Source organism: Micromonospora sp. NPDC000316, from assembly GCF_042898885.1.
Classification (GTDB): Bacteria; Actinomycetota; Actinomycetes; order Mycobacteriales; family Micromonosporaceae; genus Micromonospora.
This window is the reverse complement of the sequence record NZ_JBIAZG010000001.1, coordinates 54,343-76,765: the sequence shown is the minus strand read 5'-3', so window position 1 is coordinate 76,765 and position 22,423 is coordinate 54,343. Positions and strand designations below refer to the sequence as shown.

The 22,423-nt window shown below is 69.8% G+C and carries 19 protein-coding genes; 7 read left to right on the top strand and 12 right to left on the bottom strand.

The window, feature by feature from the left end; translation table 11 throughout:
* Positions 1 to 39: 39 nt before the first annotated feature.
* Both ACFY2Q_RS00300 and ACFY2Q_RS00295 read right to left on the bottom strand, forming a co-directional pair.
* Positions 40 to 1,095, bottom strand: a complete 1,056-nt coding sequence (locus ACFY2Q_RS00300; protein ID WP_387126039.1) for an extracellular solute-binding protein — start codon at positions 1,093 to 1,095, stop codon at positions 40 to 42.
* Positions 1,096 to 1,345: 250 nt separating this feature from the next.
* Positions 1,346 to 2,428: an ROK family protein gene (locus ACFY2Q_RS00295; protein WP_387126037.1), complete on the bottom strand. Its 1,083-nt coding sequence runs from the start codon at positions 2,426 to 2,428 to the stop codon at positions 1,346 to 1,348.
* 593 nt (positions 2,429 to 3,021) lie between these two features.
* Here ACFY2Q_RS00295 and ACFY2Q_RS00290 point away from each other — a divergent pair.
* Positions 3,022 to 5,760 carry a sugar-binding protein gene (locus ACFY2Q_RS00290; RefSeq protein ID WP_387126035.1) on the top strand — a complete coding sequence of 913 codons (2,739 nt, stop codon included), beginning with the start codon at positions 3,022 to 3,024 and terminating at the stop codon, positions 5,758 to 5,760.
* A gap of 91 nt (positions 5,761 to 5,851) precedes the next feature.
* On the opposite strand, the gene ACFY2Q_RS00285 is transcribed toward ACFY2Q_RS00290, so the two are convergent.
* Positions 5,852 to 6,631, bottom strand: coding sequence for a DUF427 domain-containing protein (locus tag ACFY2Q_RS00285; protein ID WP_387126033.1), 780 nt, complete (start codon positions 6,629 to 6,631; stop codon positions 5,852 to 5,854).
* Between the two features lie 163 nt (positions 6,632 to 6,794).
* Between ACFY2Q_RS00285 and ACFY2Q_RS00280 the strand changes: the two genes are divergently transcribed.
* A complete protein-coding gene (locus ACFY2Q_RS00280; protein ID WP_387126031.1) occupies positions 6,795 to 7,328 on the top strand; it encodes a DUF4188 domain-containing protein in 534 nt (177 codons plus the stop codon).
* A gap of 153 nt (positions 7,329 to 7,481) precedes the next feature.
* Here ACFY2Q_RS00280 and ACFY2Q_RS00275 read toward each other — a convergent pair whose 3' ends face one another.
* A complete protein-coding gene (locus tag ACFY2Q_RS00275) occupies positions 7,482 to 9,170 on the bottom strand; it encodes an MFS transporter (protein WP_387126029.1) in 1,689 nt (562 codons plus the stop codon).
* Positions 9,171 to 9,384: 214 nt separating this feature from the next.
* On the opposite strand from ACFY2Q_RS00275, the gene ACFY2Q_RS00270 reads away from it, so the two are divergent.
* Positions 9,385 to 10,848 carry an aldehyde dehydrogenase family protein gene (locus tag ACFY2Q_RS00270; protein WP_387126027.1) on the top strand — a complete coding sequence of 488 codons (1,464 nt, stop codon included), beginning with the start codon at positions 9,385 to 9,387 and terminating at the stop codon, positions 10,846 to 10,848.
* Between the two features lie 295 nt (positions 10,849 to 11,143).
* Positions 11,144 to 11,584, top strand: coding sequence for a hypothetical protein (locus tag ACFY2Q_RS00265; RefSeq protein ID WP_387126025.1), 441 nt, complete (start codon positions 11,144 to 11,146; stop codon positions 11,582 to 11,584).
* A gap of 15 nt (positions 11,585 to 11,599) precedes the next feature.
* On the opposite strand, the gene ACFY2Q_RS00260 is transcribed toward ACFY2Q_RS00265, so the two are convergent.
* A complete protein-coding gene (locus tag ACFY2Q_RS00260) occupies positions 11,600 to 12,736 on the bottom strand; it encodes an acyl-CoA dehydrogenase family protein (protein ID WP_387126023.1) in 1,137 nt (378 codons plus the stop codon).
* Positions 12,737 to 12,918: 182 nt separating this feature from the next.
* On the opposite strand from ACFY2Q_RS00260, the gene ACFY2Q_RS00255 reads away from it, so the two are divergent.
* Positions 12,919 to 14,007, top strand: a complete 1,089-nt coding sequence (locus tag ACFY2Q_RS00255; protein WP_387126021.1) for a class I SAM-dependent methyltransferase — start codon at positions 12,919 to 12,921, stop codon at positions 14,005 to 14,007.
* A gap of 171 nt (positions 14,008 to 14,178) precedes the next feature.
* Here ACFY2Q_RS00255 and ACFY2Q_RS00250 read toward each other — a convergent pair whose 3' ends face one another.
* The 4 genes from ACFY2Q_RS00250 to ACFY2Q_RS00235 all read right to left on the bottom strand — a co-directional run bounded on the left by ACFY2Q_RS00250 (position 14,179) and on the right by ACFY2Q_RS00235 (position 17,707).
* On the bottom strand, positions 14,179 to 14,466 hold the full coding sequence (locus ACFY2Q_RS00250; protein WP_387126019.1) for a phosphopantetheine-binding protein: 288 nt from the start codon (positions 14,464 to 14,466) through the stop codon (positions 14,179 to 14,181).
* A 45-nt stretch (positions 14,467 to 14,511) separates the two neighbouring features.
* Entirely contained in the window at positions 14,512 to 15,126 is a 615-nt protein-coding gene (locus ACFY2Q_RS00245) for an NADPH-dependent FMN reductase (protein WP_387126017.1), read from the bottom strand.
* A complete protein-coding gene (locus tag ACFY2Q_RS00240) occupies positions 15,123 to 16,223 on the bottom strand; it encodes an LLM class flavin-dependent oxidoreductase (protein ID WP_387126015.1) in 1,101 nt (366 codons plus the stop codon). The genes ACFY2Q_RS00245 and ACFY2Q_RS00240 overlap by 4 nt, the downstream gene beginning before the upstream one ends.
* Positions 16,224 to 16,408: 185 nt before the next feature.
* Positions 16,409 to 17,707 (bottom strand): condensation domain-containing protein, encoded by a 1,299-nt coding sequence (locus ACFY2Q_RS00235; protein WP_387126013.1) that lies wholly within the window; start codon positions 17,705 to 17,707, stop codon positions 16,409 to 16,411.
* Positions 17,708 to 17,767: 60 nt separating this feature from the next.
* On the opposite strand from ACFY2Q_RS00235, the gene ACFY2Q_RS00230 reads away from it, so the two are divergent.
* Together ACFY2Q_RS00230 and ACFY2Q_RS00225 are read left to right on the top strand one after the other, a co-directional pair.
* Positions 17,768 to 18,724, top strand: a complete 957-nt coding sequence (locus ACFY2Q_RS00230; protein WP_387126011.1) for a ferritin-like domain-containing protein — start codon at positions 17,768 to 17,770, stop codon at positions 18,722 to 18,724.
* A 28-nt stretch (positions 18,725 to 18,752) separates the two neighbouring features.
* Positions 18,753 to 19,748, top strand: a complete 996-nt coding sequence (locus ACFY2Q_RS00225; RefSeq protein WP_387127508.1) for a methyltransferase — start codon at positions 18,753 to 18,755, stop codon at positions 19,746 to 19,748.
* A gap of 126 nt (positions 19,749 to 19,874) precedes the next feature.
* On the opposite strand, the gene ACFY2Q_RS00220 is transcribed toward ACFY2Q_RS00225, so the two are convergent.
* From ACFY2Q_RS00220 to ACFY2Q_RS00210, 3 genes are all read right to left on the bottom strand, one after another.
* A complete protein-coding gene (locus tag ACFY2Q_RS00220) occupies positions 19,875 to 21,080 on the bottom strand; it encodes a cytochrome P450 (RefSeq protein ID WP_387126009.1) in 1,206 nt (401 codons plus the stop codon).
* Between the two features lie 63 nt (positions 21,081 to 21,143).
* Positions 21,144 to 21,569: a VOC family protein gene (locus tag ACFY2Q_RS00215; protein ID WP_387126006.1), complete on the bottom strand. Its 426-nt coding sequence runs from the start codon at positions 21,567 to 21,569 to the stop codon at positions 21,144 to 21,146.
* Positions 21,570 to 21,613: 44 nt separating this feature from the next.
* The gene (locus tag ACFY2Q_RS00210) at positions 21,614 to 22,342 is read right to left on the bottom strand and encodes a 4'-phosphopantetheinyl transferase family protein (protein WP_387126003.1); all 729 of its coding nucleotides are present in this window, start codon (positions 22,340 to 22,342) and stop codon (positions 21,614 to 21,616) included.
* Between the last annotated feature and the right edge of the window lie 81 nt (positions 22,343 to 22,423).

The following is a 22,423-nucleotide window of genomic DNA, read 5'->3' as shown; positions in this document are numbered from 1 at the left end:
AGCCGGGTCGTGCCGTGGCACGACCCGGCCCCTGTCAACTCAGCCCTTGTCCTTGATCTCCGCGTTCCAGTGGGTGATCCAGGCCGTCTCGTTCTTACCGATGACGTCCCAGTCGACCTCCATCGGCTTGAGGTTGAGCTGGGCCAGCCACTCCGGCTTCTCGGAGATCTCCACGGCGGGGATCTGGAAGTAGTCCTTGGCGAGAGTGGCCCGCAGCGAGTCGTCGAAGAGGAACTCGAGGAACTTCTGCGCAGCGGCGTTGTTGCCACCCTTGACCGCGGCGACACCGTCGACGAGCACCGGGGCGCCCGAGGCCGGCATGACGTAGCCGAACGGCATCTTCTCGTTGGCCTGCAGCAGCACGTCCTGCAGGTTCCAGGCGCTCACGACGCCCTGCTCACGCGACATCTTCAGGTAGAGGTCGGCCGGGTTGGCGGCGTACTCGACGGTGTTGGCGTCGAGCTTGCGCAGCCAGTCGTAGCCGGGCTGCGGGTTGGAGCCGTCCGGCGTGAGGCGCTGGATCATCGAGGCGTAGATCGAGCGCATGGTGCCCGAGGCAGCCACGTCCCGGATGATGATCTTGTTCTTCCACTTCGGGTCGAGCAGGTCGTCCCAGTCCTTCGGCGCCTCATCCGGGCTCAGCGCCTTGTTGTTGTACATGATGACCTCGGGCAGCAGGATCTCGCCGAACCAGCGGCCCTGTGCGTCCTTGTACCGCGCGTCGACCTTGCTGGCGAACGAGGGCTGCATGGGGGCGAGCAGGTCCTCGGCGGCACCGGCGGCGAGACCCTGCTGGGTGCCGCCCCACCACACGGAGGCCTGCGGGTTGGCCTTCTCGGCACGGACCCGCTCCAGCACCTCCTGGGCGCCCATGTTGAGCACCTCGACCTTGCCCTTGTACTCAGGGTTCTTCGCGGTGAACTGCTCCACGACGTAGTCGGTGACCGACTTGTCGCGGGCGCTGTAGATGACGAACTTCTCGGCCGACGCGTTCGCGGACGAGCCGGCGTCGTTGTCGTCGCTGCCGCTGCCGCAGGCAGCGGTGGCGGCCAGCATCGCGCCGAGCGCGATTGTGATGACCCAGGGGCGTCTCATTGTTGCCTCCACTCAGGGGGGATCTATGGGAGTTCTGATCGAAGGTCGTAAATCGAGCTAGATATGCCGAAATACGGTGGTTCGCCGGCCCGGGACGCAGCGTCGAAGGTCGCGTCGTACCCGGGGCGGAGTTCGGGGGTTCTGCCGGAGCGGGATGTGGCGCGCGACGTCCGGTTGTTCGGGGTACGGACGAGGGCGCCGTGGCAGGCGGTGCGGGGGTGCGGGGGTTGTGGGTCGGTGGTGGTGGTGGTCAGGGCAGGGTGGGCAGCGGAACCGCGGCCGACAGGGCGTAGCTGATCGCTCCGTGCAGTACGGCCTGGTCGCCGAGGGTGGCCCGGCGTACCTCTGTGGGGGCCGGGGTCTTGGCCGAGAGCAGTCCCTGAAGTTGTTCGAGCGCGGCGTCGTCAAGCTCGGCGGCGGCGCCGCTGAGCAGCACCATCCCCGGGTCGATCACGCAGACGCAGGAGAGGATGAGCCGCGCCCAGGCGTCGAGGACCTCGTCGAGGTAGTCGCGGGCCGGACGCGACGTTGCGGCGAGCTCGATCAGCTCCCGGACCGGCGACTCGGGCCGCCGCCCCGGGCGCAGGGCGACCACCCGCTCGGCGATGGCGTTCACCGACCAGCGGGCCTCGAACTCGCCCACGCCGCTGTAGCTGCGTCTGGGAGCGCCGTCCAGAGGTAGGAAACCCACCTCGCCGGCCGCGCCGCTGGCGCCCCGACGGACCTTGCCGTCGAGGACGAGCCCGGCGCCGATGCCGTCCGCGACGTGGATCAGCAGCAGGTTGGCGACGTCCGCACCGGCGCCGGCGACGCACTCGCCGGCGGCCATCAGATTGACGTCGTTGTCGACGACGACTGGCACGCCGAGCCGCCGCTGAACCGACTCGCCGATCGGCCACGCCTCGACCAGCCCGACCGAGGGCGCCAGGCGTACCGCGCCGTTTGTGGAGACGCCCGGCACCGCGATGGCGACGCCGCGCAGCGACGGCAGGTTGTCGCCGACCAGGTCCAGGACGAACGCGCAGACGGTCTCGACCACGTCACCACCGAACCGCGCGGTGCGGTGCGCGATGAGCGCACCCTCGCTGTCGGCGATCTCGCAACTGATCCGGGATGGTTCGAGCGACACCGCGGCGACGAGCTCGGCGCGCGGATTGAACTCGAGCATCTCCCGGGGCCGGCCGTTGGTGGGGGCACCGGGCCCTCGCTCGATGAGGTAACCCTCGGCGATGAGCTCCCGCACGAGGACGGTCACCGTGGCCGCCGGCAGACCCGTCATCTCGGCCAGATCCACCCGGGACAGCAGTCGCGCCTGCCGGGCAGCCAGGATCACCGAGAGACGTTTGATCTCTCGGGACCGTTCACGGCTGACCGGGCTGGTCGTTGCTTTGTCGGACACAGTTATTTCTTACTGAGAAAAAACTATGGCGTCAAGTAACGAGATCATCTCGGCCCCTGGCTAGGGAAAACATAGATCCACAGGGGGCCAGGGTCTGCCGATCGGCCCTCGATGGGACGAAAGCGGCCCCAGTGTAGAAGTCGAGCGTCCCAAAGCCGAGCAAACAGTGCATGTCGCTGAAGTGGGTCGGCGGCCCAGGGCCCGTGATCAGGGAGATAGTTTCTTCAAAGAAAGAAGAAAGTCGTCCAGGACTATTGACTGGCACGCCGCAAGATCCCTAGCGTTACCGGCCGAAGGCCTTCTGGTGAATCCATCCCTACCACTGTGCGAACCGCTCGCTAGCGGGCGGTGGGCCGGCACCACCCCCACTGTCGAGCTACCCGCACGCGTGGAGGCCGCTCCGCGGTCTCCAGTGGACAGCTGTTCAAGTTTTTTTAGGCCCGGCAGCAGCCAACCGCCAGTTGCGCTCTGCCGGGCCCGAAACCGTCCCCCACGCAGCACTCGCCCCCACACGAAGAGGTATGCCAATGAAATGGCGCACCACGGCGACTATCGCCATGTGCGGTTTGCTGTCGCTAGGCCTGGCAAGTCCAGTCCAGGCCGGCTCCAAGCCCTCAGGGCCCAAGCACTCGTCCCCCAAGTCCCCGGCACCGGCAAAGCCCGGTAAGGCTGTCGACCTGGACATCATGTTCATCGGCGCGCACCCGGACGACGAGGCCGGCCAGCTCGCGATGCTGGGATACTGGAACGAGTATCACGGCATGAAGGCCGGCGTCATCACCACCACCCGCGGCGAGGGCGGCGGCAACGCCACCGGCCTCGAAGAGGGCCCCGAGCTCGGCCTCCTCCGGGAGGATGAGGAGCGCAAGGCGGTGGGCTGGGCCGGCGTCGAGAACATCTACAACCTGGACGCTCTCGACTTCTGGTACACCGCCAGCGCTCCGCTGACGGAAGAGGTCTGGGGATACCAGGAAACCCTCTCCCGGATCGTGCGGGTGCTGCGGACCACCAAGCCCGAGGTCATCCTCACGATGAACCCCTCGGCCACCCAGGGCAACCACGGCAACCACCAGAAGGCGGCCATGCTGGCCGTTGAGGCCTTCTACGCCGCGGCCGACCCGAAGGCGTTCCCGGAGCAGATCAAGAAGGAAGGGCTCGAGCCCTGGCGGGTCTCCCGCATCTTCCAGACCGGTGGCAGTGGCACGACCGGCACCAACGGCCCCGCCTGCGAGACCACGTTCACGCCGGCTGAGGCCAGCAACGTCATCTTCGGCACCTGGCAGGGCTACGAGTCGGCGCGTCACGACGGCAACCGGTGGAACACGGTCCAGACCTGGGCCCGCCGCGAGTACGTGACTCAGGGCTGGGGCAACAGCGCCTTCCCGACGACCGTCCCCGCCAACATCGGCTGCAACCGGCTGACGCTGATCGACACCCGCACCCCGTACCCGGCTCCGAACGTGGGCGCCGGCACCGGTGCGCTCCAGGGCGCCAACCTCCGTGCCCCCGGCGGCCTGCCGCTCGGCACCGAGGTCCACGTGCGTCCGCAGAACTGGGAGGCCCTCGCCGGCCAGCCCATCAAGGTCGACACGGTGCTCTACGCCAAGCAGGCCATCACCGGCGCCAAGGTCAGCCTGGACGTCCCGGCTGGCTGGCGGGTCAGTGGCAACGGCAACGTCGGCACCCTCAGCCCGGGCAAGGAGGTCGTGAAGACCTTCACGGTCACCCCGCCCGCGCAGGTCACGGTTGGCGAGCGTTTCCAAATCCAGGCCACGCTGACCAGCAAGAAGGACGGCAGCGGCACCAGCAGCGCCCGTGTGCAGGGGACCGCCCCGGTCCGCGGCACCCTCGAGCCGCTGGAGGAGATCGCCGACTTCCGCGCCTGGTCGGTCCGTAACAAGGTCCAGCAGCTCGACGCGCTCATCGAGTCCCTGCTGAACATCCCCAGTGGTGGCACCCGTAGCGTCAAGGTCAACCTGACCAACCACGGCACCCGGACCGAGTCCGGGACGGTCAAGCTGAACGTCCCGGCTGGCTTCACTGTGGCGCAGCAGCAGTTGGCGTACAGCGGGCTGCAGCCCGGCGCCCGCACCTCGGTGACCTTCACGGTCACCAACTCCGACACGTCGCTGCCGACCGCCAACCGGGCGCCGGACAACGGCGCGTACCGGGTGGGCATCGAGACCAGCTTCACCGGCGGCAGCGCCATCGAGCCGGGTGCGTTCAACCTGGTGCCGACCACCACCATCCCGAAGGCCGCCACCGCGCCTGTCGTCGACGGCCACGGCCACGACCACGAGTACACCGGCGAGGTCATCGACATCTCGACGCGCTGGGAGGGCACCGCCGCTCCGGCGTCGGACATCTCCGGCACGGCGCAGTTCACCCACACCGACGATGCCCTCTACGGCATCTTCAACATCACCGACGACGTGCTCGGCACCGTCCTGCCGGCCGTGGACTGCAAGCGTCCGCGCCGTAACGACAACATCGAGCTCGGCATCGACCCGCGGGGCAACTCGGCGAACACCTCCACGGTGTTCAACGCGGCGCTCTTCCCGACCACCATCGACCCGGCCAACGGCAACCCGCCGTGCTTCGCCCGGGAGCGGGACAACTACCAGGGTGGCCCCGAGACCGCACCTGGTCTCGAGATCGCCTCGGTCGTCACCAGCAACCCGTACACGGGTTACCGGATCGAGGTCAAGATCCCGTTCAGCGTGCTGCCGGACAACATCGACCCGACTCGGATGGGCCTGAACATCCTGGTCAACGACTCGGACACGCAGGATCTGAGCTCGCAGACCCGGGTCGGTTGGTCGACCTGGAGCGGCGTTCGGGCCGACCCGTGGCGCTGGGGTAACGCGGTTCTGCCGGATCTGGCGGCACGGCCGTCGGCGCCGAAGGCTCCGATCATGCCCGACACCGCGGTGAAGAGCGTCGACTCGCCGCAGACCATCCTCCAGTCTGCCTGGGACGGGGTGGCACCGGGCGGTTACGCCAAGCTGGCGGACAACACCGTGAAGATCAAGAAGGTCACCAAGACCAACTCGAAGGTCTCGGTTGAGCTCAAGGTGAAGCAGTCCGGCACCGCCCGCGTCTTCGTCTGGGACGGCGAGCGGGTCGTGGCGCAGACCACTGCCAACCTGAGCAAGGACCGCACCCTGGTCCTGCCGCTGAGCGGTGCTCTTCCGGCCGGCTCGACTGTGCTCGTCTCGTACGAGCGGGGCGACGCCACCACCGGTCTCGCCCAGCAACTGCGCTGATCGAATCGGTAACCGCGTCGACCTGACGCACTGATGGGCCGGGCCGCGAGGCCCGGCCCATCAGCCGTATCTGCTCCCGATCAACCTCGCGTCACGCGTTGGGTGTCGGACTCACCGACTCGCCGTCCACCACGATCGTCACGCGGTCCGGGTAGAACGCCGTCAGCCCGGCGATGTTTGCCATGCTGGGCAGGGGGTCGGGGTAGAACCAAGCGATGTCGTGCCCGTCGCTGCCGGGCACGCCGCCCAGAGACCAGTACGAGGCGACTCCCTTGTACGGGCAGCGGGTGCGGTGGTCCGAGGGCGCCAACAGATCCTGGACCAGATCCTCGGCGGGGATGTAGTAGCGGGTGGGCAGGCCGGTCTCGAAGAGCAGCACCGGACGGCGGGTGTCGGCCAGAACGACACCCTCGTGTTCGACGACCACATGCCGTGAGCTCGGCAGCGAGTCGACACGGGAGAACGGATCCACCGGATGCACGAAGAACCGTGCCTCCTCCTCGTACCACCGTTCGATCCCCTGGCCGAACCACTCCCTCCAGGCGAGGCACACCGTCTCGGAGAACATGTCTCCGGGATAGGTCCACGCGGCGTTGTGCAGGGTCTTCCCGTCGACAGTCAGGTCGTGGAAGCTGCTGCCGGCGCGGCTACCGGGCGCCGGGGGCCGCTCGGCGGGCCGCAGCGTCCCTCCTGTCAGGTCGGCGAGAGCGAAGACGTAGAACGGCACGGGCAGACCGGGCTCCCAGACCAGCAGCGGACGGCGGCTGTCCACGACGACTGTGTCGCCGATGCTGCCGCGGATCCACCGTTCGCTCTGGTGGTAGGTGAGCCGGTCCTCCGGCGGGGCGAAACGCGGTGCGGGCGCAAGCATGGCAACCCCCTCGATACACGTATGTGCTCGTGTGTTTCACAGTCAAAGCTTGTATTTTCGAGTCTCTACTGCTCTGCTGAAATCCTACATACGCGTGCCGTGCGCTGGCACCGGGCGAGGGGAGTGATCCGGCATGGGCGAGGAACCGAAGCAACGACCGCGGATGACTGCGGAAATCGAAGGTGACTTCGCCGTTTTCATCACCGGTATGCGGATCAACCGGTACTGGAAGATCCACCAGTGGTACCCGAACTTCCGCGACATGCGCAAGATCCTCATGGCGTTGTTCAGCGACCCGGAGAACGGCGCGATGTCCGCTCACCACGCCTGGACCCGGCGGGGGCCGATCCTGATCGGCTACTTCCGTAGCGTCGAGCAGTTGGAGCGGTTCGCCAGCGACCCGAACCAGCCGCACGCGGAGGTCTGGGCGCGCTACTTCAAGCGGATGAAGAAGAACGGCGACGTCGGGGTCTGGCACGAGACGTTCGTCGTCCGGTCCGGCGAGTACGAGGCCGTCTACGACTACATGCCGTCGCCCACCGGCCTGGCGATGGGTACGTCGCACGTGCCGGTCGAGCGCCGGGGTGACCTCGCCGTGCAGCGCCGTGCCACGGGTGCCCGGCTGGCCCGGGACGGGGCGGCCACGCAGGAGTCCGGCGAGGCGAAGGCGGCCGTCGGCACCGCTGCCTCCGAGTGACGTCGAGCGGTCGGCCGCCGCGCCGCCGAGTGCACCCGGTGCGCACCGACCGACCGCCACCGACCCTTCCGGTGCCACGTGGCACCCGGATGCCCGTCGGGTCCGCGGCCACCAGGTGACAGCGGACCCGACTCGGGCGCCGACGACAGTGGTTCAGCCCCGATGCTCGACGCGGCGGGGCAGCAGGAAGCTGGCGGCGATGGCCAGCGCGAACACGACGATCTGGTAGACAAGCGCCCGCTCGGTCGTCTGCTGGTAGGCGGTGCGGTTCGCGGTGAACTGCAGCTCGTCATGCCGGTCGGCGACGTCTACGCCGGCCCCGGACTGGGACGTGACAGCGCGGCACGAATCCAGGTCGGCGATCGGGTTCGCGGCCTCGATCCGCCCGGTGAAGCAGGCCCGGGCGTTGTCGGCGGCGGCGTCGGCGGTCGCCACCGGTAGGCCCCGCCCCGTCAGCTCGTCCTTGACCGTGCTCCGCAGGTCGTCGCCGACGGCGGGGGACTGGACAGCCAGGGCGATGAAGAAGACCATGCTGCTCAGGGCGATGCCGATGGCGGCACCCATCTGCTGCACGGTGTTGAACACCCCGGAGGCCGCGCCCGCGCTGTCCAGCGGCACGTCGTTGAGCGTGTAGGTGAGCAGTGGCGCGAAGGTCATGCCCATGCCCGCGCCGCCGAGGATCAGCCCGGGGGCGAGTGCCCACGGGGTGACGGTGTCGAACTGGTGGATCACGGTGATCAGGACGACCATCGCCGCGATCAGCATGGCCAGCCCGAGTTGCAGGCCGAGCCGCCCGAGCTTCGGAGTGATGCGGCGGGCGGAGATGGCGGTGAACAGGGGGACGGCGAAGCCCCACAGCACGCCGACCATGCCGGCCTTGATCACCGAGAACCCCTGCCCGAACTGCAGGTAGAGGGTGTTGACCAGGAAGAACGGCATGACGCCACTCATGAACAACAGGGAGACAGCGAGGCCGCCACGGAAGGAGCGGTGGGAGAACAGCGACACCGGGATGAGCGGCGACTCCGTACGCCGGCGTTGCACCGCCACCAGCGCGGCGAAGGCGAGCATCGAGGCGACCAGGCTGACGAAGGTCCACGCCGGCCAGCCCTGCTGCGGCCCCTGGATGAGGGGGAACACCAGCAGCAGCATGCCGAGACCCACCAGGATGGCGCCCTTCACGTCCAACCGCTGGGCGGATTCACCCTTTGACTCGGGCACCAGCTTCACGGTGATCAGAAGACATACCGCGGCGATGGGAAGGTTCACCAGGAAGATCGTGCGCCAGGTGAGGCCACCGACGTTGACGGCGGTGAGCAGGGCACCCACGATCGGGCCGGCCACCGTGCCGACGGCGAAGACGATGCTCAGCGCGGAGAAGGCGCGCGCCCGCTCGTTGGGCGGGTACATGACCTGGAGGATGGACAGCACCTGCGGGACCATGAGCGCACCCATGCCGCCCTGCACGAAGCGGGCCACGATCAGCTGTTCCGGGGATGCCGCGAACCCCGCGACGAGCGAGGCGGCGGCGAACCCGACCATGCCGATGATGAAGACCCGCTTGCGGCCGTAGATGTCGCCCAGACGGCCACCGGTCACAAGCATTGTGGCGAAGGCGAGCGTGTAGGCGCCCACCATCCACTGCATGTTCGCGCTGGAGGCGCCGATGTCCTCCTGGATGGTCGGCAGGGCGACGTTGACGATCACGATGTCCAGCAGGTCGAGCAGCAGGCCGACCAGAACGGCGAAGAGCGCGATGGACCGCGCCCGGCCGGCGATCGGAGCCGGCTTCGGAGGAGTCTCCGCAGGACTGGGAGACGTTCGCGTCCTCGATGGTGTCATTCGCGTACCTTCCATGATCGTGTTTACGCGTCTTTGCCGGCTGGGAAGGCGGTGCGACCAGCGCGGAAACCGCTGCCGCTTCGGTTGCTGGAGATAGGCTATCGACGGTGTGTGAGAGTGTCTATCAAAGATGCCTCTGGTTTCCTACGAGGCTTTGATGGGATTCTGGAAGCTCCGTACGACCGGTGACCCGCCTCGACGTGAGGAGCGCGCGATGGGAATGACCGAACCACCCACGCACCTGTTGCCCGAGCCTGCGCTGTGGATCGGTGCGGAGCGGGTGGTGGAGTCCTCCGGCGGGCGGACGGAACACGTCTATGCCGCGACCGGGAAGCCGACCACCGAGGTCGTCCTCGCCGGACCTGCCGAGATCGACCAGGCCGTGGCACTGGCGAGGGCGAGTCTGCCCCTGTGGAGGGACGTCTCGGCAGCGGTCCGGCGCGACGCGTTGCTGAGGCTGGCTGACCTGCTGCTCGTCCACGCCGACTCCCTCGCCGCGGTGCAGAGCCTGGAGATCGGCCTGCCGACACAACTCGCGCGTCGACTGCCGGCGCTGGCGGCCGACCACCTTCGGTACTACGCCGGGTGGTGCGACAAGATCGGCGGCGAGGTGGTGCCCACCTGGCCCGGTCGCAGCCTGGACTACACCCTCGACGAGCCGTACGGCGTGGTGGCCGGCATCATCCCGTGGAACGGCTCGTTGATGTCGATGGCGCAACTGCTCGGTCCGGCGCTCGCCGCCGGCAACGCCGTGGTGGTCAAGCCGTCGGAGCTGGCGCCCTTCGTCGGCCAGCGGTTCGCCGAGCTGGCGGTGGAGGCGGGGGTGCCGCGGGGTGTGGTGGTGGTCGTGCCCGGTGGGGCGCCGGCCGGCGCGGCTCTGGCGGGGCACCCCGGTGTCGACAAGGTGCACTTCACCGGCAGCGCGGCGACCGGCCGGCAGGTGCTCGCCGAGGCGGCCCCGAACCTGACGCCCGTGGCGTTGGAGCTTGGCGGAAAGTCCCCGCACCTCATCTTCGACGACGCGGACCTGCGGTCGGCGGCGCGGTACGCGATGAGCGGCGCGGTGGCCCTGTCGGGGCAGGGGTGCGCGAACGGCACCCGGCTGCTCGTGCACTCCGCCGTCCGCGAGCAGGTGCTTCAGACGCTTACCTCGCGGCTGCGCCGTGTCCGGGTGGGCGACCCGGCCGACGAGGCCACCGTGATGGGTCCCGTGGTCTCCGGGCAGGCGTGCGACCGGATCCTCGGCGTGGTCGACCGGGCCCGTGCGTCCGGCGCGCGGCTGCTGACGGGCGGCGGGCGCTGCGGCGGGGAGCTCGCCGACGGCTTCTTCGTGGAGCCCACGGTCTTCGTCGACGCCGACCACGACACCGAACTCGTTCAGGAGGAGGTGTTCGGGCCGGTGCTGGCGGTGTCGAGCTTCGACACCGAGGAAGAGGCGGTGGGGCTGGCCAACGCCACCCGATACGGCCTGGGTGCGTACCTGCACACGAACGACCTGCGCCGCGCCCACCGGGTCAGCCGGGCCGTCGAGGCCGGCAGCGTGTGGGTGAACGGAGCACCGGGCCTGATGCCGTCGGCGCCGTTCGGCGGGGTGAAGCAGAGTGGTTCCGCGCGTATCGGCGGCCTCGCCGGCCTGCGCGAATTCCTGCGGCCGAAGAACGTCTGGATGCCCATCTGAGCGCCCGTGACGACCTAGGTGATCTTGGTTACACGAGAAGGCTTCGGGAGGTGCTTTCATGCTGTTTGCACGCGACGTAATCCCTCGACAACCATCGGTGTCGATAGTGGGTCTGGGAGTCGCTTTCCGTTATGCTGTCATCACTTCTGGTGTGCCGAGTTTGTTGTGTACGTCCGGAACGGCCAACTAAATCTACGCAACGTATGAGACTGTGTTCTAGCGTCTCGCGGGCACCGGATGTTGGTAAGGGAGAAGGGCAGAGGCAATGGCTCAGTACATCGTCACGATCACACCGGTGCTTGGTGCGAAAGACGCGGGAGAGGAGTCCTCCCGCACCACTATGCGCGTGTTCGCCGAGGACGGCCAGGTCTACATCAAAGAGCTGAGCGTCCGCGTCGCGGACGACCTCAAGCTCGGCGCCGCCGACCTGCTCCAGGTCGACCTGGACCTGCTGATGCAGGCGTTCGCCGCAAAGCGACCCGCAGCCGCGGCAGCCGCCGCCGTGTCGGCCGAGAGCGCCGAGGCCACCAGGCCCTACCGCGTCTCCACGCCCAGCCGGACGGCGAAGTCGGACCGCGCCTACCGACGTATGCCGGACCCGAGCGAGCTCAAGGACATCTATCTGAAGAACCGCACCGTCACAGGTGTCGCCAAACACTACGGCGTGCCCACCCACACCGCCCAGGGCTGGATCACCCGGCTGCGCCGCAAGGGTGTCATCCCCAGCGTGAAGTGAACCCGCGCCCGCCGGTCACAGCGGACCGCCGTCGCCGCCCTCGCCTACCAGGTGTGCACCGAGGGCCGTGTAGGAGTTGCGACTGGCGACGAAGTGCTGCCGAGCGGTGTTGACGTCCCGCAGCCTCCGGGACAGGGGAGACGAGTCGTACACCGCCGTCCCGCCGGCCAGTTCGAAGGCCGCGTCGGTCGCCCGGACCGCCAGAGCGGTCGCCTGCGCCGCCGCAGCGCGGACCTGCGCTCGCCGCAGCGCCGCATCCGGACCCGCGAACCCGCCCCACTCGTCACCGGCCTGGTCGTAGAGCAGCGCCCGACCCGCCTGCACCACCATCCGAGCCTCGCCCAGCCGCTCCTGGAAGGCGGTCGAGGACGCCAGCCGCGTCGCGCTCAGCGCCGGCCGCTTGCCGCCCGCCGCCAGCTCGACGACGTTACGCAGGGCCGCCTCGGCGATGCCCAGCGCCGCCGCCCCGATGATGAGGCTGGACTGCGCGATGCTCATCGACGCCCGCGCCGCGCTCGCCGAGCCGGGCACCAGCTCCACGGCCCGCTCCGCGGGGCAGTAGCCGCCGGAGACGGCGAGGTCGTGGCTGCCCGTGCCGCGCAGGCCCAGTGTGTGCCAGGTGTCGACCACTGTGACGTCCGCCGCGGGCAGCAGCATGATCCGGGTGGCGGGCCGGCCGTCGTCGAGCGCCACCGCGCGGCCCCGCACCAGGACGCAGTTGAGGTAGACCCAGGTGGCGCGTTCGCAGCCGGTGACGTACGGCCACTGGCCGGAGATCCGCCACCCTCCGTCGACAGCTGTGGCCCGGCCCTTCGGTGCCACCGCGCCGGCGGCGTAGACGTCCGGGCCGTCGGCGAAGATCGTCGCGACGGTCGCCGGCGACGCGCAGCCGATGATGAGCTGGGACAGGGCGACCTGGCCGACCAGCCACGCCACCGACGCGTCCGCCGTGGCCAACGTCTCGACGACCCGCAGCGTGTCCGGCACGCTCAGGCCGGTGCCGCCGTGCTCCACGGGCGCGAGCATGCGCAGGCAACCCGCCGCGCGTAGCCCGTCGAGCAGATGGTCCGGGAGACCCCGGCCCCGCTCGACCTCGTCAGCGTGTTTGGCGATCTCCGGAAGGAGATCATGGACCAGTTGCAGAGTCGTCATGCCGATCCTCGTCCTCCGGTCTGGCGTGCCGGTCCGAGTGCCGGGCCACCTGCTCCGTCCACCGCAGGCGGCTCGGAAACGACCGATGACCATCCTACTGTCTACATGTATCGTGCAACAGACATAGGAGTGTTGTGTAGACACTCTGCAAAGCGCAGCTGTGCTGCCCGGGGAGGTGTCTCATGACGGCGTCTGACGCGCAGACACACGTGTTCGCGATGAGGATGTGGAAGTCTCTTGTCGCCACGCAGGAGCTGCTGTCGGCGTACCTGGGGGTCAAGCTCGGGTTGTACGAGGCGCTGGCCGCCGCGCCGGGGCCGCTGCGACCGGACGAGCTGGCCCGTGCCGCCGACATCGCCCCCCGGTACGCCCGGGAGTGGCTGGAGCAGCAGGCCGTCTGCGGCATCGTCGAGACCGACGATGTGCGGCAACCGGCCGAACGCCGCGCGTACCGGCTCCCCGCCGGGCACGCCGCCGTCCTGACGGTCTCGGACGACCCGATGTCCCTTGCCTCCCTCGCCGTGCTGCCCCTCGGTGGCGTCGCCGCCGCCCTGCCGGACCTCGTGGCCGCCTACCGCAGCGGTGCGGGCGTGCACGACGACGTGTTCGGCGTGGACTGGCGCGACGGCCACTCCGGTGCCAACCGGGCCCTGTTCGCCCACCAACTAGCGGGCTGGATCGTCGAGCAGATGCCCGACGTGCACGCCCGCCTCGACGCGCCGGGGCAGCGCATCGCCGACGTCGCCTGCGGGACCGGCTGGTCGAGCATCGCGCTGGCCCGCGCGTACCCGCGTGCCGAGGTGACCGGCCTGGACCTCGACGGTGCCGCCCTGCGGCAGGCCGAGCAACACGCCGCCGAGGCGGGCGTTGCCGACCGGGTCCGCTTCGCCTGTCGCGACGCCGCTGACCCGCAGTTGGCGGGCGAGTACGACCTGGTGTGCCTCTTCGACGCGCTGCACGAGGTGTCCCAGCCGGTCGCCGTGCTCCAGGCGTGCCGGCAGTTGCGTGCCGCCGACGGCGCCGTGCTGGTGATGGATGCCAAGGTCGCGCCGGCCTTCACCGCCCCCGGCGACGACGTGGAGCGGTTCCAGTACGGCACGAGCGTGCTGCACTGCCTGCCGGCGAGCCGCACCGGGGAGGACTCGACGGGCACCGGCACGGTGTTGCGCCCCGGAATGGTGCGCGACCTGGCGTTGCGGGCCGGCTTCTCGGGGATGACGATCCTGACTGTCAACGACCGCTTCCACCGGCTCTACCGACTGACGGGCTGACCCGCTCGCACGGGTCGGGCGGGTGTCGTCTCGGCGATCGTGCGCCGCCGCGTACCGACGCCGCCCCCGTGGCGCGGACGGCCGTCCCGGCCCGACCGGCGACCCGGGGGCGGCCGTGCGTCAGTGGTTCGGGAGGGGGTCCGGGCGACCCGGACCCAACCCGACCCGCGCTCAGGCTCCGTCGCGCTCCTCGATCCGCTTGACCACCAGGTCCTGCACGGCCCCGACGGTGGTGATCTTGCGTGCGGTGTCCTCGTCGATGGGATCGAGGTCGAACTCGTCCTCGATGGCGAACGCCACCTCCATCAGGGCCAGGGAGTGGTAGCCCAGGTCCTTGATGAGGTGGGATTCCGTCGTCACCTCCACGCCGTCCTTCGGCGCCATGTCGGAGATGACCGCCGCCACGGCAGCGCGGATCTCCTCCTCGGTACGGCGGGCGGGAGCGGTCTGCTCGGTCATGGTCGATCTCCTCTGTGCTGCTGGCATGACTGTTGGATGGGTCGCTCAGGAGGCCCGAGCGCCGGTCAGCGGGTGGACACGAGGGGCGGAGAAGCTGTGGCGCTGCTGGCGCACCACCGCCCCGAGCGCGGGCGCCCAACGGCGCGACCACGCGGCGACGACCTGTGGCACGTCCTCGAACTCGTCTTCGAGGACCGACAGGCAGGGCACCGGCGCGGTCGCGCCGAGTTCCGTCAGCAGCGGACGCAGGTACTGGTCCCCCGCGCCGCGGTGCTTTGCCCAGCCCGCGGTCATCGCGCCGACGGTGACGCAGTCGGTGAGCCCGTCCATCGGAAGCATGTCCAGGAACAGCTTCAGCAGGCCGGTGTAGGTGCCCTTGAACGTCGGGCTGACCACCACCAGCAGGCCGGCGCGACGGACCAGGCCCAGGGCCCGCTCTATCTCCGGCCCCAGCGGCACGCTCCGGCTCGCGCGCAGCGGCAGCGCGGCGCCGATGTCGGCGAGGTCGACGATGTCCGGTCCGGCGAGTTCGACGCCCTCCGCGGCGAGGGCGAGCGACAGCTCCTCCACCAGTCGGATGGCGATACCGCTGGTACGCGAACCCGCACGAGGGCTGCCCAGCAGCAGCGTCGTCTCCACAAGCGCGCTCCGGTCCGTCACGACGCCTCCCGCCCGAGCAACCCCCGGCGCCGCAGCAGCGGCAGCACGCCCTCGGCGAAGTTGTAGGCCTCTTCGAGGTGGGGTTGCCCGGAGAGGATGAGATGGTTCATGCCCAGCTCGTGGTACTCGGCTATCCGCTCGGCCACCTGCTCGTGGCTGCCGACAAGCGCGGCTCCGGCGCCCGGGCGGACCAGGCCGTAGCCGGCCCACACGTTCGGGTACACCTCCAGGTCGTCGACCTGGCCGCCGTGCAGGGCGGCCATCCGGCGCTGCCCCTCCGAGTCGGTGCGGCGGAACCTCCGCTGGGCATCGGCGATCCGGCTGGCGTCCATGCCGTCGAGTAGCCGACGGGTCACCGCCCACGCCTCCTCCGCGGTGTCCCGGCTGATGACGTGGAACCGGGTGCCGAACTCGACACTGCGGCCCTGGGCGGCGGCCAACTCGGCGACCCGGCCGATGAGGGTGGCCAGACCGTCCGGGCGCTCGCCCCATGCCAGGTAGACGTCGGCGTGCGCGGCGGCGACCCGCTGCGCCTCCGCGGACGAGCCGCCCAGCAGGATCGTCGGTCGCGTGTGGTGGGGACGGCTCAGCATCCCGGCCTTGACCTGGTAGTGCTGGCCGTGGAAGTCGAACGGCTCGCCACTCCAGGCACGGTGGAAGACGTCGAGGAACTCCTCGGTGCGGCCGTAGCGCTCGTCGTGGTCGAGCCAGTCGCCATAGCGTCGCTGCTCGTCGGCGTCCCCGCCGGTGACGATGTTGAGCATCAGCCGGCTGCCGGAGAGCCGCTGGAACGTCGCGGCCGCCTGGGCGCACACCATCGGCGGCTGCGCGTTGGGTCGACAGGCGATCATGAAGTGCATGTTGCGGGTCTGCTGGGACAGCGCCGCGGACACCAGCCAGGGATCCTCACAGAACAGGCCTGTCGGCACCAACGCGCCGGCGAAGCCGAGCCCGTCGACGGCCTGGGCGACCTGGCTGAGATAGTTCAGCCCCGGCTCCCGCCGGATGTTCCCGGATACGTTCGCCCCGTCCGCGCTCTTGGAGACCTCCCGGCCGTCGCCGTGCAATGGCAGGAACCAGTGCAGTCGCAGTGTCATCAACGGTCCCTTCCGCCTCGGGCCGGCCGACCGACCCCGGATTGACCTGCCATCCCCGTGCGCACTTGTCTTTCCTGCCATCCCCGTGCGCACTTGTCTTTCCTGCTATCCACGTGCATTTACGAGTATGTTCTGGAAGGTTCTCAGGATGCCTGCGACGATGTCAATACCGTTGCCGTGACCCGTCACCGTCCGGGCGGTGGCAGCGCACCGTCCGGACGCCGCGCCGCCGCTGCCGCCACGTCCAGGTAGCCGGCCAGGAAGTCCTGCCCGAGCCCTGGGTCAGCCCAGCCTCCGGCGCGGAACAGCACTGCCTGCACCCGGTGCTCACCGACCGGGGCCAGGGCCAGCTCGAACGGGAAGCGGCTGCCGATCTCCGTGGGAACCACGAGCTCGAAGCGCGCCCCGCCGCCGGTCAGGTCATGCCGCAGGGGCGACATCACGTTGAACATCACGTCGTCGGCCCGTCCGCCGCCGGTGTCGACGATGCCTGTCGGCAGCAGGTGGAAGGGCAGATCCTGGTACGCGAACGCGCTGATCACCGCGCCGTGCACGTGGCGTACCAGATCGGTGAAGCGCTGTTGACGGGCCACCTGGGCGCGCAGCAGCACCATGCCGGCGAGCAGGCCGACGGTGTCGCGTACCTCGGGCCGGGACCGGTTGGCGAACATCGACGCGACAGCCAGGTCGGGCTGACCGGTCAGGCGGTGCAGTTGGGCGTGGAAGGCCGCCAGCAGCACCGTGAACATCGTCGTCTTCTCCCGCTTGGCCAGCTCGCGCAGCCCGGCCACAGTCGCGGCGGGAAGCTCCGCCGCGACGGATCGGGTCGCCCCGGCGACCGTGTCGGTGGCGTCCGGGGCGGGATAGAGCGCGTCGAGCCGGGGGATCTCGCTGCCGGCCAGTTGCCGCCGCCAGTACCGCTGGTACCGGGCCAGCCGATCCGAGGCCAGCAGCTCCTGCTGCGCCTGCGCGAAGCGGGACATCTGCCAACCCGTGGGTGTGGGGACACTGGCCCCGCCACAGGCGGCGTCGTAGCAGGCGACCAGGTCGCGCAGCAGGATGCCTGTGGACCACGCGTCGGTGACGAGGTGGTGCAGGTTGAGGCAGAACAGGTGCTCCTGTGGGCCGACACGCCAGATGCTTGCCCGCGCCGGCCACTCCCCGGCGTCGATAGGCGTCTGGAGCTCCCGTGCCAGCGCCGCGTCCGTCGACTCGCCCGCCACCGTGTCCGGCCAGGCCAGCGGCTGCGGGCGCGGGGCGTGCACGCGTTGCACGAGACGCGCGCCGCGGCCGTGGAAGGTCGTCCGCAGCGCCTCGTGTCGGACCACGAGCTGGTCGACGGCCGCCTGCAACGCCCGCTCGTCCAGGTCGCCCACGATGCGGCAGACGACCGGGCAGTTGAGCGCGCCGAAGTCCGCGCGGTAGTGCTTGATCATCCACAACAGGCGCTGGGACACCGAGGCTGGTGTGTCGCGTGCTTCCACAGACAGCAGGATAGCTTTTGTCGTTGGCTTTGCGAGCCTGGCGAACTAGTCTTTGCTGCTATGAGTGAGTTGGTAGTGCGTTCCACCCAGGACGCCCGGCTCAACTGGAACTACGAGTCCTCCGACACCCGCACCGCCTCGCTCTACCAGCGTGCCAAGCAGGCGCAGTGGAGCGTCGACGAGATCGACTGGCACCGCGACGTACCCTTCGGGGCGCCACTGCCCGACGACTCCGCCTTTGCCATGGCCGGTTTCGCCGCCTCCCCGCTTGCCGCGCGAGGCCGTCCCGCCTGGGACGAGTTCCGCTGGGAACTTCAGGCGTGGATGGTCAGCCAGTTCCTGCACGGCGAGCAGGCGGCGATGGTGGTCGCCGCCCGGCTTGTGGAGATCGTCTCAGGACTGGACAGCAAGCTGTACGCCGCGACGCAGGCGGTGGACGAGGCGCGCCACGTGGAGGTCTTCTCCCGCTACCTGGGGGAGAAGATCCAGCGGCCCTACCCGATCTCCGAGCCGCTGGAGCTGTTGCTCACCGACATCCTCGAAGACAACCGCTGGGACATCATCTCGCTGGGCATGCAGATCATGGTCGAGGCGCTGGCGATGGCCGCCTTCCGGCTGGCCCACAGCACCTTCCACGACCCGCTGATCAAGCAGATCACCGGCCTCGTGGCGCGGGACGAGGCCCGGCACGTGTCGTTCGGCGTGCTGTCGTTGCGCGGCCTGTACGACGAGATGACCTCCCACGAGCGGACCGAGCGGGAGGAACTGGTGCTGGAGTCCGCAGCCCTGATCCGCCGCCGGTTCCTGCTCGGCGACATCTGGGATCGCATGGAGGTCCCCCTAGCCGAGGGACTCGACTTCGCCGCCCGCAACGAGCTGATGGTCGCCTACCGGCAGGCCATCTTCTCCCGGGTGGGCCGGGCACTCGACCAGATCGGACTGATGACCCCTCGCGTGCGGGACGGGCTCGTCCAGCTGAATCTGATCCAATTCGTGGAGGGCAGACGCGGTGGTTGAGCGAACGGGCGTCCGGCAACGGCCGCCGATGGACCTGGCATCGCTGATGCGGCTGGCGGAGCTGACCGATGTCATCGTGCCGATGACGGTGCGGGCGATCAGCGACCTGGGCATCGCCGACCTGCTCGTCGACGGGCCCCGGCCCGTGGCCGAACTCGCCGCCGAGACAGGTGTGCACGAGCGGTCACTGTGCCGGGCGTTGCGGGCGCTGGCGGCCAAGGGCATCTTCACCGAACCGGAGCCGGAGGTGTTCGCCCTGACCCCACTGGCCCAGCCGCTGCGCAGCGACCACCCGATGTCGATGCGCGCCGTCTACACCCTGCTCGCCTCCGACGTGCAAGCATGGGCGATGCTGCCGCACAGCCTGCGCACCGGCGAGGCCGCCTTCGACCGGGCGCACGGCACCGACTACTGGAGCCACCTGGCCGGAAACCCGGACGAGAGCCGGCGGGTGGACCGCTGGATGCACGCGATCACCCGACTGCACCTGCGTACCGTGCTGCCCTGTCACCCGTGGGGAGAGTTGGCCCACGTGGTCGACGTCGGCGGAGGTGACGGCGGGTTCCTCGGCGGCCTGCTCGCGCGGTACCCCGCGATGCGCGGCACCCTCCTGGACCTGCCGCACGTCGTTGCGGCCGCGGAGCGGGTGCTGACCGAGGCAGGGGTGCGCGACAGGTGCGAGATCGTCCCCGGCAGCTTCTTCGACGCGCTGCCCGCCGCCGCTGACGCGTACCTGCTCAAGACCGTGCTGCCCGGGTTCGGCGACGACCAGGTGGTGGAGGTGCTCCGGCGGGTCCGGGAGGCGATGCGACCGGACAGCCGCCTGCTGCTGCTGGAGGCCGTCCTGCCGTCCGGGGACACCTTCGACGTGGCCAAGCTGTACGACGTGCACACGCTTGTGCTCACCGGCGGCACCCACCGTACGGCCGAGGAGACCGCGACCCTGCTCGACCGGGCCGGGCTGCGGCTGGACACCGTCCGGCCGACAGCCACACTCACCATCCTGACCGCCACCCCGGCCTGATCCGGCCCCGCCCGGCGGCCCGGCTGGTCGGAGGATCAGCCGGGAAGCCGGGCCCGCCGGCCATGCCCGTACCGCCCGGCGCGGCGCGCGGCCGTGGGGGCCGGGCCCGCCGGGCGGCCACAGGCGTCAGGCGGGCCGGACGGCCAGCGGCACGTTGGCGAAGGCGCGGAACGGCGTGTCGGTCTCCCGGACCAACTCGCCGGCCTGCTCCACCGAGCGCGTGCGACGCAGCACCCAGTCGAAGGCGACCTGCGCCTCCGTGCGGGCCAGGAACGCGCCCAGGCACAGGTGACCGCCGCCGCCGAAAGTGACGTGCGGGTTCGGGTCGCGGGTGACGTCAAGCGTGCCGGGGGAGCGGAAGACCGCCTCGTCGTGGTTGGCCGAACCGAGCATCAGCACCAGCACCCGCCCGGCCCGTACGGTGCGCGACCCGATCTGCACAGGTTCCCGCACCAGCCGGGCGGTGCCCTGGATGGGCGCCTCGAAGCGGAGGAACTCCTCCACCGCGCTGGGCACCAGGCCGGGGTTGGCGCGCAGGAGGGCGAACTGGTCCGGCGCCCGCAGCAGCGCGGCGAACCCGTTGGTGATGAGGTGGACTGTGGTTTCGAAACCGGCGAAGAACGAGAAGACGGTGTTGTCCACGATCTCGTCGTGGCTGAGCCGGTCCCCGTCGTCCTCGGCCTGCAACAGCGCCGACAGCAGGTCGTCCCCGGGCGCGGCGCGCCGCTCGTCGAGCAGGCCACCGATGTATTTGCGCAGCCACTCGACGGACTCGTGCGCCGCACCCCGGGAGGCCTCGGGAACGATGGCGCTGAAGGCCCGCCCGAGACTCATGGCGTGTTGCCGGACGTCGTCGTGAGCCTCGGGCGGGATGCCCATCAACGTGGACACCACCAACACCGGCAGCGGGTACGCCAGGTCGCGCACCACGTCGCAGGTGCCGGTCTCCAGCGCCGGGGTCAGGAGCTGGTCCACGGTCTGCTCGATGTAGCCGCGCATCCGCCGCACCACGGCCGGGGTGAAGGCGCCACCCATCAGCCGCCGGAGCCGGACGTGGTCCGGCGGGTCGCGGTAGAGCATGATGCGCTGGAAGAACTGGCTGGCCGGGCCCTCGCCAACCGACAGGTGGTGGTAGGGCTCGGGAAACTCGCTGCCGAGGCGGGGGTCACGCTGCAACGCCACGACGTCGGCGTGTCGGGTGACGCCCCAACTGCCGGGGCCGATCCGGCACAGCGGCCCGGCCTCGCGCAGCTGGGCGTAGGTCGGATAGGGGTCTTCCAGGACGGCGGGGTCGAGCGCGTCGAACCTGGGCGGCAGACCAGAGGCAACCATGCCTTCCAGTCTTGGCCCGAACCCGCCACCCGGGCAAGTGTTTACGCGTGTTTGTCGAGAACCCTACGCCGACGCTTCACGGGGCAGGTAGCTTCCGAAGCTCCAGACGTGACCCTCAAGGTCGTAGACCCCGTAGTCGCGGGAGCCGTACGAGGTGTCGTGCAGCTCGTAGACCAGCTTGGCGCCGGCCTGCACCGCCCGCTCGTGGTGCTTGTCGACGTCCGCCGCGTCGCCGACGCAGATGTAGATGCCACCGCTGGTGGCGGGCAGTTCGCGTGGGCTGACCATGCCCAGCGTGTCGTGTGGACCGCCGCCACCGAGCTGGATGGTGGAGGTGCCCCAGCTCAGCTCGGCGTGCACCACCTTGCCGTCGACCTCGGTGACGTCGAAGCGCTCCAAGCCGAACGCGTTGACGAGCCAGTCGACGGCAGCCGTCGGGTCCTGGTAGCGGAGGAAGGGGATGACCGGAGAGAACGAACGTTCCGACATGAAGCCTCTTCTCGCGTGTTGATCAATCCGTGCGATGGGGTTCATCATAGGTGACTCGCCTCTGTACGAGGGTCAACATCACGCTCGACAACCGACAGTGGGCGGCCGAGGGTCGCCAGCGCGCCCCGGTAGTCGTCGCCGACGGCCAGGTCGAGCAGGTGCACGCCGATCTGCGGCGGCGGCCGGTTATCCCAGCTCAGAAGGCGTGCGGGGGCATCCGGGGCGCTGACGGTGAGGTCGGCCGGCGACGGCACGAGGCCGTCCCCGGTCGCCTTGAGGATGGCCTCCTTGCGGGTCCAGTACCTGACGAACGCGGCGAGTCGCCGCGGCTGCGGCAGGTCGGCGAGCACCCGACGCTCGACAGGGGAGAGTGCCGAGACGGGGATCCGGTCACCGCGTAGGGCCACCCGCTCGATGTCCACTCCGCAGACCGTGTCCCGGGCGATCGCCACCAGGATCCGTTCGGCCGAGTGCGACACCGACACGTGCAGCACACCCGCGTGGGTGTGCACCTCCAGCCGGCCGTGTGGGCCGGTGCAGTGTCGGCACGTCGAGGAGAAGACGACCTCACGTGGAGTGGTGTCGGCGTACCTGGCGGCCAGCAGCCGCGCCGCGACACGGCCCGCCACGAAGCGGTTACGTGCCACGTCGTGGCCCAGCCGTCGCGCCCGTGCCCGCTCGGCGTCGTCGAGCAGGGCGTGCAGCCGCTCGGGGACCGGCCCGGCCGGGCATCGCCAGACCAGGCACTCACCGCTGCCGAGCCCTTCGCCCACGCCGTCCCCCGTCCGTCGGCGGTCCCACCCTCGTCTTTGTGACGAGTCTTTCCGAGTCTTAGCGACTATCTCTGGACCCGA